At 36.0% G+C, this 19,762-nt stretch carries 8 protein-coding genes; all 8 read left to right on the top strand.

The features are described 5' to 3' along the window. Positions 1-63 precede the first annotated feature (63 nt). The 8 genes from C8N37_RS20990 (at position 64) to C8N37_RS21025 (ending at position 19,730) form a co-directional block, all read left to right on the top strand. The gene (locus C8N37_RS20990; protein ID WP_108160761.1) at positions 64-2,436 is read left to right on the top strand and encodes an ABC transporter permease; all 2,373 of its coding nucleotides are present in this window, start codon (positions 64-66) and stop codon (positions 2,434-2,436) included. 122 nt (positions 2,437-2,558) lie between these two features. Further along, positions 2,559-4,961 (top strand): ABC transporter permease, encoded by a 2,403-nt coding sequence (locus C8N37_RS20995; protein WP_108160762.1) that lies wholly within the window; start codon positions 2,559-2,561, stop codon positions 4,959-4,961. Between the two features lie 49 nt (positions 4,962-5,010). Further along, positions 5,011-7,374, top strand: a complete 2,364-nt coding sequence (locus C8N37_RS21000; RefSeq protein WP_108160763.1) for an ABC transporter permease — start codon at positions 5,011-5,013, stop codon at positions 7,372-7,374. A 164-nt stretch (positions 7,375-7,538) separates the two neighbouring features. Continuing rightward, positions 7,539-9,899, top strand: coding sequence for an ABC transporter permease (locus C8N37_RS21005; protein WP_108160764.1), 2,361 nt, complete (start codon positions 7,539-7,541; stop codon positions 9,897-9,899). 73 nt (positions 9,900-9,972) lie between these two features. Next, the gene (locus tag C8N37_RS21010) at positions 9,973-12,363 is read left to right on the top strand and encodes an ABC transporter permease (RefSeq protein ID WP_108160765.1); all 2,391 of its coding nucleotides are present in this window, start codon (positions 9,973-9,975) and stop codon (positions 12,361-12,363) included. Positions 12,364-12,403: 40 nt separating this feature from the next. Next, on the top strand, positions 12,404-14,782 hold the full coding sequence (locus C8N37_RS21015) for an ABC transporter permease (protein WP_108160766.1): 2,379 nt from the start codon (positions 12,404-12,406) through the stop codon (positions 14,780-14,782). 33 nt (positions 14,783-14,815) lie between these two features. Further along, a complete protein-coding gene (locus C8N37_RS21020; RefSeq protein WP_108160767.1) occupies positions 14,816-17,200 on the top strand; it encodes an ABC transporter permease in 2,385 nt (794 codons plus the stop codon). A 127-nt stretch (positions 17,201-17,327) separates the two neighbouring features. Continuing rightward, positions 17,328-19,730 (top strand): ABC transporter permease, encoded by a 2,403-nt coding sequence (locus C8N37_RS21025; protein ID WP_108160768.1) that lies wholly within the window; start codon positions 17,328-17,330, stop codon positions 19,728-19,730. Positions 19,731-19,762: the final 32 nt, after the last annotated feature.

Genomic DNA, 19,762 nt, shown 5'->3' on the forward strand with positions numbered 1-19,762 from the left:
GGATTGGCATTATAAATTTCGAAAACAAAAAACAAAAAATGCAAACTGTCGAAAACTATTATTATGATTTTTAAATATATCAAAGCTGGGTGGCGTAATCTGAAAAAAAGCAAGTTTTATACTGCTATCAATATATTAGGACTTTCGATCAGTATTGCAACTGCAATCCTGATTTTGCTATGGGTACAGGACGAAATTAGTTTTGACAGATTTCACAAAGATTATAAACAAATTTATAATGTTCATAACATTTGGAAAGGTGGTGATAAAGAGCAAATATCCAATAATACTCCGGGGCCAGTTGGATTTTATGCAAAAGATGTTCCTGCCATTGAGTCCTCGGTTAGAATAGCAGGTGAATATTCTGGGGTTATTAGTTTAAAGGATCAAAAAGATGTCTATAGTGGCCTTTCTATTGCCTATGCTGACAGCTCGTTTTTTAGGTTCTTTTCTTTTCCACTAATTCAATCCAGCAAGCCTAATGTATTGACTTATTTGGATGAAGTGACGATTAGCGAAACACTTCAGAAAAAACTTTTTAATGGACAGGATGCAATCGGTAAGACGCTTCTCTTAAGGAAAACTCCTTTCTTAGTAACAGGTGTGTTTCAGGATATGCCACAAAACTCATCTTTAAGATACGATGCTATCTTTCCTATGGCTTATTTGGCTAAGTCATTTACAGAAAATGGAGGTAATGGGGTATGGAAGACGATTGATGAGGACCTTGGAAATTACTACTTTGATACTTATTTAAAGTTACGTCCTGAAACAGATCCGGAACAAGCAATTGCGCAAATCAATAACAGATTTATTCAGGCACGTGATGGCAATACCAATACTACTTTTAAACTTGGATCATTTGCTGACAAACATTTAATTGCTCCTGATGGCAACAAATCGGCCTTACGCATGGTACAGATATTTGCTGTAGTAGCCTTGCTCCTACTTTTTATTGGCGCAATCAACTATGTAAATCTTTCCACTGCCAGAGCGATGGATCGCGCTAAAGAAGTCAGTATCCGAAAGATTGTGGGTGCAAGCCGTCAACAACTGTTTTTTCAATTTATGGCAGAAACTTTTCTGACATTTACCTTAGCCACTTTTGTGGCGGCGATCTGGGTTGGATTATCATTTTCGGCATATAACAGTATTTCTGGTAAATCAATGGTATTTGATATCCATAATTCAGCATTGTGGATTTTAATTGGATCTGCACTGCTGTTGACGGTATTATTGTCGAGCATATATCCTGCCATACAACTGTCATCCTTTAAACCCATATCGGCATTGAAAGGCCGATCGTCTAAACCAAAAAATAGTATTTTCAGAAAAGGTCTGGTTGTATTCCAATATACCACATCAATCATATTAATTATCTGCACCTTAGTTATTCAAAAGCAGATGAAATACATCCGCGAATTTAACCTAGGATATGATACTTCATATATTTTTACAGTGCCGCTTAATGAGGGTTCTATAGAAAATAAATCTACCGTAGAAACTAAACTTGCTGCGGATCCTGCTATTGTTTCTTACTCCATCAACGGTTTATACGACCCGATGAGTTATGGCAATTCTACCGGCGATATCGATTGGCCAAACCGTCCAAAAGATTACGCTCTTATTGTTGGCAGAGCTACTATCGACAAAAATTTTATTCCATTAATGGGTATGAAGTTCGTGGAGGGCGGCAACATCAAAGGTACTCCTGCAGACTCTTCGAGTTATATCATAAATGAAACTCTGGCAAAACAAATGGGGTTAAAAAAACCATATCTGGGCGCTCAAATGTCATTACATGAGGTACCTGGAACGGTAGTAGGTGTGGTCAAGGATTTCAATTTTAACAATCTAAAAACCCCAATCGGCCCAATGGTGTTTTGGACACACCGATTTGCAGGTACTCTATATGTGAAGACAACAGCTTTAAATGCACAAAAAGCAATTGAGAAAGTAAAAGCGATCTATGATAGTTACCCTTCGGAACAACCGTTCGAATACACATTTTTAGATAGCAAATTTGATCAGTTATATAAGTCTGATTTACGTACCGGTCTTCTTTTTAACATATTTGCTTCAATCGCTATTTTTGTTTCTTCTCTTGGACTCCTCGCTTTAGCGACAAATTCAGCACAAACTAAAGTCAAAGAAATTGGTATCCGAAAAGTTCTAGGAGCAAGTATTGCACAAATCGTTAAGCTATTGGGTAGAGAATTTGTGGTATTATTAGGTATTGCCATTCTAATAGCTGGGCCACTCGCATGGTATTTCTCAAACGAATGGTTGGCTAATTTCAGTTTCAAAACAGAATTGAGTCTCTGGATCTTTTTAGTTGGAGCAAGTATCGCTTTATTAATCGCAGGAATCACAATTGGCTATCAGGCTATCCGTGCTGCGAAGGTAAATGTGATCGATAGTTTACGTGATGAGTGATCATCATTTAATTAGTGGTGTTTAGGTGTTAAGTAAAGATCAAGGTCGTCGATTTCAGAAGTCGACGGCTTTGTCTGTTAAGTAAAAAGAATATTGTAGAACGATTGACAATCGAAAAAATTATGATAAAGAATTATATCAAAACAGCTTGGAGAAGTATTAAGAATCATCAATTTTTCAGCATTCTTAATATCATTGGATTAGCAATTGGTATCTGCACTGCCGTTTTATTATTTGCTTATGTTCAACAAGAATTGAGCTATGACTCTATGTTCAAAAAGGGGAAAAACATTTACCGTGTCTATATGCAGACTTCTCCAGAATATAATCAGGAAAAATGGATTGCTTTACCAAATGCCGTAGGTCCTGCTGTAAAAGAGGATTTATCGGGCGTACAACAAATGACACGTTTGGTGAAAAATGATTTTGGCGCCCCTGCTTCTATCCGCGCAGGAGATCATAATTTTATTGAGAAAAATTTATACCTAGCAGATTCTTCTCTTTTCTCCATGTTTGATTTTCAGTTTATTGAGGGAAATCAAGAGACGGTATTTCATCAACCTAAAAGTATTGCGATATCTCAATCTACCAAGGAAAAAATGTTTGGAAGCCAATCTGCTTTAAATCAAATGATTTGTGTAAATCAAAGAGATACATTTCAAGTGAGTGCTGTATATCTAGACTTGCCAAAAAATAGCACAATTGATTGTGAGATGATTTCTAATATCATGGACTCTTGGATGGGTAAAAATGTATATTGGAGTAACGCGAGTTATGAAACCTATATCCACTTGAAAGATGGTACAGATCCTCGTGATATTGCCCAACAGGCTACGAAGTTGATCGATAAGTATGTTGAAAAAGATAACCGTTTTTTTACAGCATTTTTTTTACAGCCCTTATCAAAAGTGCATCTATATTCATCAGATCTAAAAACTGGACCAACTACGCGTACTGGAGATATTCAAACGATCAGAACCCTCTCTGTCCTCGCTTTCTTGATTATTATAATTGCCTGTGTGAATTATATGAATTTAGCAACTGCTAAATCTCAAAAAAACAGTAAGGAAGTGGGCATCAATAAGGTTTTAGGGGCTAGTCGAAAACAAATCATCATTCGATTTTATATTGAAACCGCAACCATCAGCCTAATCGCAATGGCGATCGGAATATTTTTAGCCATTTTATTATTACCACTATTCAATGCCATCAGTCAAAACGATATTGCTATTTCTCAAATACTCAATTGGCAAAATGTAAGCCCTGTGTTTATAGCTTGGTTAAGTATTACCTTGATAGCTGGAAGTTATCCTGCTCTCTATCTTTCCCAAATTAAATCCATTACTTTAATGAAAAAAGGAGATAATAATGGGACAAAAAAAGTATTAACAAGACAGCTATTGGTTCTGTTTCAATTTGCGACATCTATTACCCTCATCATTGGCATCATCATTATGCTTTCGCAAATGAACTTTGTCAAAAATAAAGATTTGGGTTATCAGCCTCAAAGTGTGTTATCGATCCCTATTCGATCCATAAAAGGTTTGGATAAAATCAATGCACTTAGCCATGCGATAGGAAATATTCCTGCGACCAAATCTTCCACTTACGCACAATCCATTCCAGGTTATAATGAAAGTGGTAAGACCGTATATAAATTTCTAACGGACAAACAGGGCTTACCTACACAAACAGCCGTTACATTCGGACCAATTATTGAAACACTAGGCTTGCAGTTATTAGCTGGTTCAGATTTACCGAGTATTATCGGTAAACCAGATTCGACTTGTTACGTGTTGATCAATGAAGTAATTCTTCATTTTTTAGGATATCGAACACCTGAAGAAGCTATTGGGAAACCCATCATCACAGAAATGAGTGCTACAAATTCCATTATCAGAGGAGTTGTAAGAGATTTCAATTATTCAAATTTAAAATCATCAATAGGTGGCTACACCTATTACACGATGAATAAATCACCTGAATCTCCGAGAAATTTACTCATTCGATATCAAGCAGGAGATCTGCAGGCGTATTTGTTGGAACTCAAAAAAGCATATTCTTCTATTGCTCCAGAAGCTGCATTCGATTTCACTTTCTTAGATCAATATATCCAAAGTCAATATGAGCATGAAACACGTTCTTCTAAAGTTATGACCGTATTTTCCATGTTGACATTGTTTATTGCTTGTCTTGGTCTTTTAGGTTTAGCGGCATATACTGCAGAACTCCGGAGTAAGGAAATCGGAATACGGAAAGTACTAGGTGCAAGTACGATAGGAATTTTAAACTTGCTTTCATCAAGCTATCTAAAAATCATTTTATTGGCATTTTTAATTGCTAGTCCTATTGCTTATTATCTTTTTAATAATTGGCTTAATGATTTCATCTATCGTATTGAAATGCCTATATGGGCATTTGTAACCGCTTTATTTACGGTCATAATCATCGCACTGATGACCATTGGCTATCAAACATTAAAAGCTGCTTTTGGAAACCCCATTAAAAGTCTAAGGGACGAATAATTATCAGGTATCAAAAAGATTCCTACAATAAGACAATTGATTAAGAATTATGATAAAGCTATTTTTTAAAACTTCTCTACGCCATATAAAGCGTAATCCATGGAACGCAACAATCAATATCATCGGTCTTGCTCTAGGTTTTACGGTTGCTTTGGTCAGTACCCTCTGGATATTGAAGCAGTTTTCTTTTGATAAAAATTTTCAGAACTACGATACCATTTATCAAGTCATGGTCACCGGTACTTTCAATGACGAAATGTCTACCGGTCCATCGACCTCAATTCCATTGGCAAAATGGATCGAATCTGATTTTAAAGATGAAATGGAAAAAGTCACCTTATCAACAGGATTAGAAAGTACCATGTTCAAAGCAGGGGATAAAAAACTAAGTGCCAATGGATGCTATGCTTTAGGTAAATTTTCGGAGATCTTCAGTTTTCAAACTATTGAAGGTGAGGTCTCCACTCCTACTGACGCCAATACATTCATTATATCGCAATCATTAGCTTCTCGCTTATTTGGAAGCCAAAGTGCAATTGGAAAAATTGTTCAGCTCAATGGAAAGGAGCAATATCTCGTTAAAGGGGTATATGCAGACCTTCCTCATAATAGTACTTTTTACCAATTGGACTATATTTTACCGATTGCAGATTATTTAGTAAAAAACGAAGGGATTGCTGATGGATGGAACAATTGCTACTTTAATACTTATGTGCAGGTTTCTAATAGTAAGCTAATTCCTACTATTGAATCAAAATTGACTACGGTTTTCAAAACAAAACTCACCGATATCAATCCTGAAATACTATTGCATCCTATGGAGAAATGGCATTTGTACGAGTCTTTCAAAAATGGTAAAAATAATGGTGGACAGATTCAATACGTTTGGATGTTTGCTTTAATCAGCTGTTTGATCCTTTCATTGGCGTGTATCAATTTTATCAACCTCAGCACTGCCAGAAGTTTAAAAAGAGGTAAAGAGGTCGGAGTACTCAAATCATTTGGCGTCAATCGAAAACAATTAATTCAAGGTTTTTTAGTAGAATCTGTTTGCTCTGTTGGTATTTCTTTTGTGTTTTCGATTCTGTTCACACTCCTGCTATTACCATGGATTAATAAAGTGACACATGCACAACTCGAACTTCCATTAAGTTCGCCTTTATTTTACGCTATTTCGTTTGCGGGAATCTTTGTCATCGGATTATTAGCAGGCATCTACCCTTCTATATTTTTATCCTCTTTCAATCCGATCCTTGCTCTTAAAGGAAAACTACAACTTAGCAAAGGTAGATTTCAACCACGTAAAGTCATGGTGGTAATTCAATTTGCGATCTCCATTTTTATGATGATTGCCACTTATTTAGTTATACAGCAATTGTACCATGTCAAAGAAAGACCGATCGGCTATAATAATCAAAACCTAATCAATGTGATCAGTAGCAGTCCAGAAATCAGGAAAAATTTTGAAGTTCTCAAAAGAGACTTACAAAATAAAGGACTTATTCAAGATGCAACCCTTTCTTCCAATTTTGTCAATAGACTTGGGCTATCTGGTGGTGGGTTTACATGGGAAGGTAATGATCCTATTGAGGGCTCTATATTGGGAATATGCACAGTTGATGAAAGCTTTGGCAATACGGTAGGCTGGAATTTCTTAAAAGGGCGAAACTTTTCTAAAGATTTCAAAACAGATTCGTCTGGGGTTATTATTAATGAAGCCGCTGCAAAATTTATGGGTTTGACATCGTTGAATAGCAAAACATTAAGTAAACGCGGAAAGACTTATGAGATATTGGGTGTTATTGAAAACACCATTTCGGAATCTCCGTTTAAGTCGATCACGCCTACAGCGTATTTCTTGGATTTTCTTCCGAAGAACAAAATTACCATTCGCTTGAAAGATCATGAGCATCAAAGTCAAACACTTAAAGCTATTGGAGAAAAATTCATGGCAACGGATCCGAACCTTATATTTGAATATACTTTTACAGATCAAGCGTATGCCAAAGAATTTACGCAGATGGAAATGATTCGAAGTCTAACCAGTCTATTTACGGGTCTAGCAATCTTGATCTCATGCCTTGGGCTCTATGCTCTTGTTTCCTTTCTGACCGAACAGCGTGAAAAAGAAATCGGAATTCGCAAAGTATTGGGTGCTTCAGAAATTGGTCTGTGGAGACTCTTATCTACCGAATATATCTGGCTTACATTAATTGGTTTTCTCATAGCTGCACCATTAGCATACTTATTTATGGAGAAGTGGTTGGAAAATTATGTTTATCGTATTTCTATAAACTGGTCTATTTTTATCGTCACTGGGAGCATCGCTTTATTGATAACGCTAGTAACCGTAAGTTTTCAAGCAATCAAAGCTGCCTTGTCCAATCCTATAGATACACTAAGGAATGAATAAGAATATGCTTCACATGTACGCTTACGAACGCTAAGTGTTCGAAAGCGTACACTTACAGAAGACCAATACGCAGATTAAAACGCTGAAAAACAGCAATTTAAAACAATGGCTTAGGTATTGAACTTTAAAAACAAAAATAAGACAACAGCCTAAAGTACAATACCATGATACGGAACAATTTCAAAATCGCTTGGAGAAATCTACTGAAAAGTAAGGGATATGCAACCATTAACATTATCGGATTAGCTATTGGAATGGCAGCTGTTTTGATGATTGCTATTTGGATACAAAATCAATCACAATTTGACAATTTCTATAGTAACAAAGACAACTTATATCGTGTTTGGAATAAGTATGAAGATGTAGGTCAAATCGGCATGAGTAATATCACTTCAGGCCCGGCATCTGTTACTTTAAAAGCTGAATACCCTGAGGTAGAGCATGCGGCACGTGTGTATTGGAATGTGGATAGATTATTATCTTTTGATGAGAATAAAATTAAGTCTAAAGGCACGGAGGTTGATCCTTCTTTTATGGAGATGTTTGATTTTAAACTTTTAAAGGGTAATCGCAGTCAAGTTCTCTCTGGTCCACAAAACATCATCTTAACAGAAAGTCTCTCCAAGAAAATATTTGGCGATACGGATCCTTTAAATAAAACCCTTATACTGGACAATAAGGAACCTTATCAAGTATCTGGTATCATTGCAGATTTACCGAGTAATACCGATTTTGATTTTAACTATTTGATTCCCCTAACTAAGGCGGATAATTACTCTCCAAACTGGAATACAAGTACATTCATGACCTACATCCAACTTAAAGACGGTACAGATGTAGATGCTTTTAATAAAAAACTAAAAAATATCATTGCAAAAAAGACAAATAACGAGTTAAAAGGTTCCCTATTTTTATATCCGCTATCTAAAATGCACTTGTATTCAAAATTTGAACAGGGTGTACCAGTTGGTGGTAAAATTGATCAAGTTAAATTGGTGGCTGGTTTGGGATTTTTGATTCTATTGATCGCTTGCATCAATTTCGTTAATCTCAGCACTGCTCGTAGCCAAAAACGAGCCAAAGAAGTAGCGGTACGAAAAGTGGTGGGTGCGCAACGCAGTAGTTTAATTACCCAATTTTTGACGGAATCGGTGTTACTTTCAATTATTGCGGGAATGCTGTCGATCGGATTAACTTTCTTGGCACTCCCTTTTTTTAATAAAATCCTAGATAAACCGTTAATTTTCTCCATTACTGATCCAATGATCTGGATCTCATTAGTTGTATTTATCCTATTAACGGGAGTGTTTGCAGGTTTATACCCTGCATTTGTACTATCCTCATTTAAGCCTATAAAATCTCTAAAAGTATTTGGGAAATCTAAAAAACTGGCTTTAAATTTTCGGGAAGTATTAGTCGTATTCCAATTTGGAATTGCGCTTATCTTAATTATTGCAACCTTGATTGTCCGTAACCAGATTGAATATGCAGGAAAACGAGATATCGGTTATTCACCGTCGCAACTGATCGAAATTCCTATGGAAGGTGATATGACAAAAAATTATGAAGTCATTAAATCTGAATTGATCAATAAAAATATTGCGCATGCTGTAACCCGTACGGGCTGGTCGATAACTCGAAATGCTTCCAACTCAAGTGGTAATTTTTCATGGGAAGGGGCAACTCCTGAACAAGGAAAGAAAATCGTATTCAATATTGGTAAGGCAGAAAGTGATTTTGTTAAAACTCTTGGCTTAAAGGTACTGGAAGGTCGTGACATCGACTTTGAACGGTTGGCTTCCGATAGTCTATCGGTGCTGGTGAACGAGGCTGCTATCAAAGAAATGAAATTGAAAAATCCTATTGGTAGCATCCTGAAATGGGGAAGCAACACATTTACGATAGTAGGGGTCATTAATGATTACATTAATGATTCTCCCTATAGTCCTGTTACCCCTCTTCTCATTTACCCTGCTAAAGAGTGGATGTTAAATATGGTCGTTCGTACTAACCCATCTTTGCCAATAGAACATAACTTGAAACAAATGGAGGAGATACTCAAAAAATTTAATCCAGCGTATCCCTTTGAATATAATTTTGTTGATCAGCAATTTGCGATCAAGTTTAAAGAACAGCAGCAAACAGCTCAATTGGCACTTATATTTTCTGGATTGGCCATTTTTATATCTTGTCTCGGCTTATTTGGACTGGCATCTTATATCGCTGAATTAAGAACAAAAGAGATTGGTATCCGTAAAGTATTAGGTGCTTCTGTGACAGGTATAACAGCTATGCTATCGCGAGATTTTGTAAAACTCGTGCTGATAGCGATTCTGCTTGCTTCACCTATTGCTTGGTGGATCATGAGTAAATGGTTAGAAGATTTTTCTTACCGCATCGAAATTCAATGGTGGATCTTTGCCGTAGCTGGTATTGCGGCGTTAACGATTGCGATCTTAACGGTGAGTACACAAGCGATTAGAGCTGCAAATACAAATCCGATTAAAACATTGAGGGATGAGTAATCTAATCAAAAAATTCATCAACAAATCTGCATGGGCTAGTTTACAAAGTACAAGAATTTAAAAGCATAAAATAATGATCAAGAACCATATCAAAATAGCATGGCGTAATATTAGGAAGAATAAGGGCTTTTCATTACTCAATATGTCTGGGTTAACAATCGGAATAACCTGCTTCCTTCTATTAGCGACTTACATTTATCACGAAGTTAGTTATGAACGTTTTTTTTCACATGCTGACCGGCTTGCTTATTTTAGTTTATCTTACAAATCTCCAAATAGTCCTGAATTGGTTTCATCGGGAACAACGCCCACGGGATTACAACCTGCCCTACAATCGGAGTTTCCTGAGGTACAGCAAGCAAGTCGCTTATATGCTTACACTCAGGCGGGGTTAATTGATATTAATGACCAATCTTTGAAAGAAAATAAGCTGTATTATGCAGACCATAATTTGTTTGAAATATTGGATTACCAATTTATCGAAGGAAATAAAAAGCATGTACTCGAAGGTCCGAATCAAATTGTGCTTACAGAGAGTTTGGCGAAAAAATATTTCCCAAATGAATCAGCCATTAACAAAGCTTTGGTCATTGATAAAGTGAACTGGAAAGTGACTGGAATTATACAGGATTTACCAAGCAATACCCAATTAAAATTTTCTGCTATCTTATCAAATCAGGGATTAGCTCGGTACAAAGAATCATCTTGGACTTCAGCAAATGATATCACCATAGCCTTATTGGCCAATGAGATGAGCTTCCAATCGGTTCAACTTAAGCTGAATCATCTGGTCAAGAATAAGTTCACTGATGCTATTAAACAAGGTTATCAATTTGGTTTCCAAGTAGAAAAATTAACCGACATTCATTTGCACTCAAAAACATCAGGTACTGGAAATATACTCTATATTTATATATTAACAGCCTTAGGTATTGCGCTAATTGTCTTGACTTGCACTAATTTTACAAATTTAATTCTGGCACATGCCATAGAGCGTAAAAAAGAGATCGGTGTCAAGAAAGTGTTGGGAGCTGGCCGTCAAAACATTTTCTTCCAATTTTTATTGGAATGTAGTTTGATGATTTTGATTTCCTTATTACTGAGCATATTAGCAACTTTCCTTCTTTTACCTGTCTTCAGTCATTTTATGGGGGTGGATATCAGCTTTCCTATATGGAATAAACCTGTCGTTTATCTATCCTTATTAACATTCTTTATTTCTTTATCACTACTTGCTGGTGGCTGGCCAGCTTATTCAATTTCTAGTTTAAAACCGATTTCAATCTTTAAGAGTAAACTGAGTGAAAAGCAAACTGGGATATCGCTGAGTAAAATACTGATTGCTTTCCAATTTTGTATTTCTATATTTTTTATCATTTGTACTTTATTTGCAAGTAGACAAATGGAATTTATTCAATCTAAAAATACTGGATTGGATCGATCTGATATATTGGTGATTGATGGACGGGGATGGAAGGACAAAGAACGTCAGTTACTGAAAGACAAGTTGAGTCAGTTAAATAGTGTGAAAGGAATGACTGCTTCCTATGACAATCCTGTAAATATACAAGGCGGTTATAGCATCAGTGATGTGGAGGGGCAACCGACGGATTTTTCTATTAATGTAACGGCTATCCCGATTGAAAAAGACTTTGTATCGTTATTTAATATTAAATCAGTTGCTGGCTCGCCTCTTTCGGATACGGACATATTAAGAGCAAGAGATACCGTATCTCCTGAAAATAGTTTTATTATCAATACGTTAACGGCATCAGCGCTGGGCTGGAGCCCTAAAGAGGCTGTCGGTAAGAGAATAAATTTAAATGGTCGTAAAGGTTCTATTAAACAAGTTGTTGAAAGCTTCAATTTCACCTCACTGCATAATGAGATTAGCCCTGTTGTCCTCTTCCCCGAGTATGATTATTTTGGAAATATATTCATCAAGCTTAATGCACAAGTTCCGATGCAGGATGCTATCAATCAAGTAAAAACGATCGTGAAAGAAATTGATCCGAAAAACACCTATGAATATCACTTTCTTAATGATGACTATAATCAACTTTACCTCCAAGATCAACAGACTACCAAAGCGATGCAACTGTTTTCATTTATTACAATTACCATTGCGTGTATGGGCTTATTTGCTCTTTCCACTTATACGGTTCAACAACGGATCAAAGAGATCGGTATCCGTAAAGTATTGGGTGCGTCTGTATTAAAAATCGTTAAGTTATTAAGTTTTGATTTTCTAAAATTAGTCGTATTTGCTTTACTGATCAGTGTTCCTTTTGGTTGGTTGGCGATGCACAAATGGATGGATAACTTTGCTTATCATATTGAACTAGATTGGTGGGTATTTTTTCTTGCAGGAAGTGTGGCACTGACGATTGCTTTATTAACCATCAGCTACCAGACTGTACGCGCAGCAATTATCAATCCGGTTGAATGCTTACGAGATGAATAAAATAGTCATTTTTGAATAGACACCTCTTGATAAAATAACGATGATCAATAACTATATTAAAATCGCTTGGCGTAATTTGCTAAAAAATAAAGCCTTTTCAAGCATCAATATCATTGGATTGGCCATTGGTATGGCAGGGGCTTTACTGATCGCACTTTGGTTACAAAATATGCTGAGTATGGATCGCTTTCATAAGAAAGGTGATAGACTGTACGTGATCAGTAATCGGGATATGAATCAGGGACAGATGTGGGCTTGGGTGAATACACCAAAAATTATGGGGCCTACGTTGAAGAAAGATTTTCCAGATATTGAAAAATTCACGCGTTACGATCAATTTAATAATTTTCTAACGACCTATAACAATAAAAAAATCGTATCTCAAGTCGCATTTGTTGATCCTGGTTTTTTTGATATGTTTAGCTTTCCTATAGTCAAGGGTAATAAAAATAAATTGCTTCAAAATGCAAATTCCGTAGTTTTGACACAAAAGTTTGCTGAGACTTTATTTGGAAACTCTGATCCTGTGGGCAAAACCATCAAAATAGATTCTGTAAACTTAGTGACGGTGGATGCTGTATTGCAAGATCTACCCAATAACACGAGTATGCAATTTGACTATTTGCTGTCATGGGAATATGCTAAAAAAATTGGCTATACGGATGACAACTGGCAGAACAACTCCATCGAAACATATGTTCTGTTAAGGGAGACAACACCATTAGAAGCGTTTAACAATAAAATAAGGCTTGTTAGTCAAAATCATATTAATGTGGGCAATAATGAAATCAGGTCGACAAATGAGATCTTTGCATTCCCATATCAAGATGCCTATTTGTACAACAAAAGTGTTAATGGCACCTATACTGCTGGTCGTATTCAATTGGTCCATTTATTTACTTGGATTGGCTCATTTATCTTGTTGGTGGCCTGTATCAATTTCATGAACTTGAGTACTGCTCGTTCTGAGCGAAGGGCTAAAGAGGTAGGCGTTCGCAAGGTGGTAGGTGCTGATCGTAAAAGTCTCATTGCACAGTTTATTGTAGAAAGTGTCTTAATCAGTTTTGCCGCCATGATACTAGCAGTAGGTTGTATCATCTTGATTCTTCCGGCATTTAATAATTTAGTTGAGAAAAATCTTCATATTTCCCTACTTTCGGGCAGCAATTGGTTATTTTTAATTATTTTCACGATTATTACAGGAGTTTTGGCAGGTAGCTACCCTGCATTTTTCCTGTCCTCTTTTAAACCGCTAAAAACGTTAAAGGGAAAATTAAACTCTTATAAAAGGGGCTTAAGCGTACGCTCTATTCTGGTTATCTTGCAATTTTCAATTGCTATTATTCTGACAATAGCAACGATTATTATATTCCAACAGATTCAGCATACTAAAGATCGGGATCGGGGTTATGATGACAATGGGTTATTAGTGAGCAGTATTTCTGGAGAACTTGAAAAGAATTATTTAAATCTTCGTAACGAATTGCTGGCTAGCAATGCGGTTGTTTCTGTTTCTAAAAATATGTCGCCAGTGACTGATCGATATAGCAATGGCATGGGGTTTTCCTGGCCTGGAAGTAGCGAAAGCGATAAAAAAGTATCGTTCAATCGTTTCAGTACGGATGCTGATGCGGTTGAAAATTTAGGATTTACACTTTTATCAGGTAGAGATATTGATATTTATAAATATAAAACTGATAGTAATGCAATGTTATTGACAGAAACTGCTGTTAAAAGCATGCGATTACAAAATCCGATTGGTCAGGTTATCCATGGAGATAGAGAGGACTGGACTGTAGTAGGTGTAATCAAAGATTTCATCGTTGATTCACCATATGGTGAAACTTTACCGATGATTATTTTTGGTCCTAAATCTTGGTTTACAAATATCCACTACCGATTGAACCCAAACAATAGTACTGTTAATAATTTAAAAACGGTAGCGGATATCTTCAAAAAATTCAATCCGGATTACCCTTTTGAGTATAAGTTTATTGATAAAAATTTTGAAGCTAAATTTAAAGAGACGCAATCTATTGGTACTCTGTCCATGCTTTTTGCGGTATTGACCATCTTTATTTCTTGCTTGGGTTTATTTGCTTTGATTGCTTATATGGCAGAAACGCGTATGAAAGAAATTGCTGTCAGAAAGGTCTTGGGTGCATCTATTGGACAATTAACATCTTTGCTTTCTGTTGATTTTATTAAATTAGTGCTTATAGCCATCCTTATTGCATCGCCAATAGCATGGTGGGTGATGGATAATTGGTTACAGGATTATAATTATCGCATAGAAATTCAATGGCAGTATTTTGCTGCTGCTGGATTGATGGCTATTCTGATCAGTTTAGCCACAATAAGTTTTCAGACTATAAAGGCGGCACTTGCCAATCCTGTTGATAGTTTGAGAGATGAGTAGTTGTCTGAATATATTCTTTATAATTTAGAACAAATGATTAAATTATTTTTAAAGACTGCATTAAGGCAACTCATTAGACACCGCTATTACTCCATGTTGACAATTGTGGGTTTGGGATTAGCGATTGCTTGTGGTTTGTTCATTTATATTTATAATAGTTATCAACTTAGCTTCGACCAATTTCATAAACAAAAGGACCAAACCTACATGATCGTTTATGACTTAAAGCTTGAGCAAGTCGAACATAATAAAGGTGGATCTTTTGCGATGTATGATGCTATTTCGAAAGAAGTTCCTCAGGTGGAAAAAACTGCCTTATATATCGATAAAAAAGACTTCACTATAGGAATCGCTGATAAACGATTCAAAACAAATGGGAAGGCGGCTTTTGCTTCGTCAGATTACTTTAAGGTTTTGGATTTCCCCTGGATACTTGGAAATCCTGAAGACTTGGATGCTCCTCATACTGTAGCACTTACTGCATCTACTGCCAAACTTTATTTCGGAGAAGAAAATGCTATGGGAAAAACGATCCTGGTTGAAAGTGAGTTTCCGATGAAGGTGATCGGTATTATCGATGACAGTCAAGGTAATTCTGACTTTAGATCTAATATTTACTTCTCCCTAAAATCGATTGCTACGCTTTTTAAAATCGATAAAAGTGATGCTTTTTTTCATAACTGGGGCTATACGAATACGAACAACAATATTTTATTGACCTTAAGAAATAATGAAGATAAGGTACAAGTTGAAAAAACCATACATGAACTGGTGGCCAAGTATTTTGACAAAAGTGTACTGGAGTATTATTCTTATAAACTACTTCCGATTACAGACTTTCATTTTGATCAAGACTATGGCAAGGGTACGCAAAAATCTTTACTGCAGATATTATCGGTGATTGCCATCGGAATTAGTATCATGGCGTTTGTGAATTATAGCAATATTCTTTTTGCTCAACAGATGAACCGAAGTGTGGAAATGGGAATGAGAAAGATTTTGGGAAGTTCGAAAAAACAACTTTTCTTTCAATTCTTACTCGAAACTTCTCTGCTAACTTTTGGAGCTATTATCTTTGGCTTAGTCCTGCTCTTTATTTTTATCAATTGGAGTAATGAATATCTTTTTTCAAATGGACCTATAGCGATTCTTTCTCTCCGTTCATTCGTAGGCATTGTCGGACTGATTTGGATATGCACAGCTTTAGTAACAAGCATTTACCCTTTAATTTTTGTCAACAGGACACCTATTCAAGATGCGTTGAAAAAATTGGCAATGGGCCCATGGAGCTTGACCAGAAAATCTTTTATCGTGTTGCAAAATGTAATTGCGATGGTGCTCCTGATTGCAACTTTGGTTATCATTCTTCAGGTCAATTATCTAAAAAATACAGATCTGGGATTTAATCGGGAACAGGTGCTCCTCTTTCCGTTGAAAAAAGAAATGCTCGCCAACAAAGAAAAATTAAATCATTTTCTTTCTAAAAGAAGTGATGTTGCATCCTTTAGTTTTTGTGATAACCCACCAGCAAATGATAAAGTTTGGGGCGGAACTTTTCAATTTGACAATCAAGCAGATTGGGAAAAATGGCCAGCACGCTACGCTATAGCAGACTCGAGCTACATAAAAACATTCAATATAAAACTGGTCGCAGGTCATAATTTTAATGATGATCCAAAAAATCCGGAATTCCTGATCAATGAAAAAATGGCTCAGGACCTTGGTTATCCGGATCCTCATCAGATTTTAGGAAAGAGTCTTCATGCAGGAGGCTTAAATGAGGAAAATGTAGGAAAAATTGTTGGTGTCGTTGCTGACTTCAATACAAATTCTCTAAAAGAAGGTATTTCGCCGACCGTAGTCGGTTATCATGAAGAGCGTATAAAAAATGTTGCGATTAAATTTAATGGAAAAAACCCTCAGCAATTTATACATGAATTTGAGCAGCAGTGGAAAGATTGGTACCCGAATGAAATTTTTGAATATAGGTTTTACGATGAGCAAATCGCGAACTTATATGAAAAGGAAATACTTACTGAAAAACTGATCTGGATCGCAGCTGGGGTTTCTGTTGTCATTAGCGCTATAGGCTTTTTAGGGCTATTATCGATTTCTATACTCCAGAGAACCAAAGAAATTGGCATTAGAAAAGTGCTTGGTTCATCTATTGCCGGAATTATCCAATTACTAACACAGGACTTCCTTAAATGGATGGTCATATCTGGTATATTAGCTACGCCTATTGCTTTTTACGTGATGAACAGATGGCTTGAAGATTTTCCTTTCCGAATTACACTGACTTGGTGGATATTTGCTTCAGCGTTGATCTTTGGAATCATGATTACCTTAGTGGTCATCAGCTTTCAATCTTTTAAAGCCGCTAGAGCAAATCCCGTAGATAGTTTACGGGATGAGTAAAATAAGACTGCAGCATTATTATTTAAGTTGCAGGGTTAGGCTGAAGTTGACTTGTCACCATGATATTTATAAAAATATTAATAAAAGAAATTAATCAAAAGCATCAGTCTCTGATAAAAATATAACTATGCTAAAAAACAATATAAAAATCGCTTGGCGTAATATTATAAAGCGTAAATACGAAAGTTTAATCAATCTTGTGGGTTTGATTTGTAGTATTACTTTTGTCATACTTGTAGGTGCTTATGTCTGGGAAGTACATCAAGTTAACAGCCAACTACGCCATAAAGAACAGCAGTACCTACTACAAAGTAATTATAAAAAAGAAGGTTTTGGTATACCATTAACAAGTATTGGTGCTTTGCCAAAGGCTTTAAAAGAAGAATATCCTCAATTGGTGGCAAATTACTATCGAATCGATGGATTGACCTGTATTGTTTCCAATGGTCAGCAGATATTCGAAGAAGGTACAGTTGTTGGAGATCCTACCTTATTGGACATGTTCGGCTTGCAATTGTTTGAAGGAAATTCAACAACTGCATTAACAAAACCATTCACTGTAGTCATCACCGAAAAAGCCGCTAAAAAATATTTTGGAAAACTAAATGTTTTAGGTCAAACGTTGGAAATCAAAAACTTCAATGGCGATAAGCAGCCTTTCACGATCACAGGTGTAATTATAGAAAATACACAGAATTCCGTAATGCACTTAAATGATGCCATGAAATCCGATATCTTTCTACCTATAGCAAGTGAATCTTATTTTGGAAGGTCTATCGACAACTGGCACAATCCTTATATCGTTTCTTTTATCGAGCTTCAAAAAGGAATTACTCCTGATCAATTACATGCTCCTATTCAGGATCTCATAAAGCGGAATATGGATGCGGAATTTTCTTTAAACTATACCCCAGATCTAAAACCTTTAAAAAGCTACTTTTTAGATGACAACAACGGGGCTATCCGTAAAATGATTTCTACCTTACTTTGGATTGCAGGTTTCGTTTTACTAATGGCTGTCATCAATTTCATCAATATCACGATCAGTCAAAACTTCTCACGCCTTAAAGAGATGGGGGTGCGCAAAGTAATGGGTTCATCTCGTACACAGATTATAGCTCAATTACTTACTGAATATGTGATTACGCTAATTATTGCTGTTATATTGAGCCTTCCTTTGTATGTATTGTTAACTCCCGTGTTTGAAGGTATCTTTATGCGTGAACTACCGACATTGACAGCTCTTCCTGCTGCATTTTTTATTTTATTATTTCTATTTGCTTGTATGGTCGGCTTTTTTGCTGGGATCTATCCTGCAATAAAACTATCAAGCAATGGTATATTGGAGTCTATAAAAAATAAATTCACTCAAAATAACAATAAACAGGTTATTCGTCGGGTATTGATCTTTATACAATTTGCTGTGGCTATTATTATCTTAATGGCTACTATTATTATATCCAAACAGATCGATTTATTTTTACATGGCAACTCTGGGTATAATAAGGAATCGGTATTGACGGTACAGGTACCTCGTGATTGGAGTGAAGTAGGATTAAAGAAAATGGAGACTACTCGAAATGAGTTTGAGAGGCTTCCGCAAATCGAATCGCTAAGCCTTTCTTATGAAATCCCTGGATTCATTGGAGGGAATAACAGTACATTAATAAACAATAAAACAGAAAAAGAAGTCAATACTAAAGTGATCATGTCTGATGACCATTTTGCAAAAACGTATCAAATTCCAATATTAGCTGGAACATTTTTATCTAAAAACACGGCTGATCATCAGACTTCTTATATTGTGATCAATAGAAAGGCGATGCTTGCGTTGGGATTTAAACAACCTGACGAAGCTGTCGGACAAACGATTGGATTGGATGATGAACATCAATATGTCACGATTTCGGGTGTAACTGCAGATTTTATTCCCAACTCTATGCTGGAAGAAACCGCTCCTCTTGTATGGATAGATATAAACAAATCATTGCAGTTTCGTTATTTTAGTATCCGGTTGAAGGCTGGAAATTTGAGTTCTTCTATGTCAGCATTAGAACAAAAATGGAAAGAGTTACTCCCGGATGCTCCGTTTCAATATCAATTTACGGATGAACGTATTCAGAAATTGTACAAGACAGAACTCCAGTTACAGCGTGCCTCACAAGTCGCTTCCATCGCTGCTCTTTTAATTGTATCGTTGGGAATAATTGGTTTGATTACATTGTCCATAAATTTGCGTAATAAAGAAGTAGGTGTACGCAAAGTTCTGGGAGCTTCACTATCACATTTAATTTTACTTTTCTCAAAAGAATTTTACATGATTTTTGTTTTGGCTTTATTAGTGACGATACCTATTAGTTATATACTTATGCATATCTGGTTACAAAATTATAGCAGCCGAATCGAGATTGACTTACTCACGTATTTGCTTCCACTGGGTTTTTTAACTTTATTATTGGGCACATTGATCATAGGTATTATATATCGTGCTACACGATTTAATCCGATTGAAAAATTGAGGGATGAATAAAAAAGCCGTAGGATGCTAACTAAAATATACAC

This window comes from Sphingobacterium faecium (assembly GCF_003054045.1).
Taxonomy (GTDB): domain Bacteria; phylum Bacteroidota; class Bacteroidia; order Sphingobacteriales; family Sphingobacteriaceae; genus Sphingobacterium; species Sphingobacterium faecium.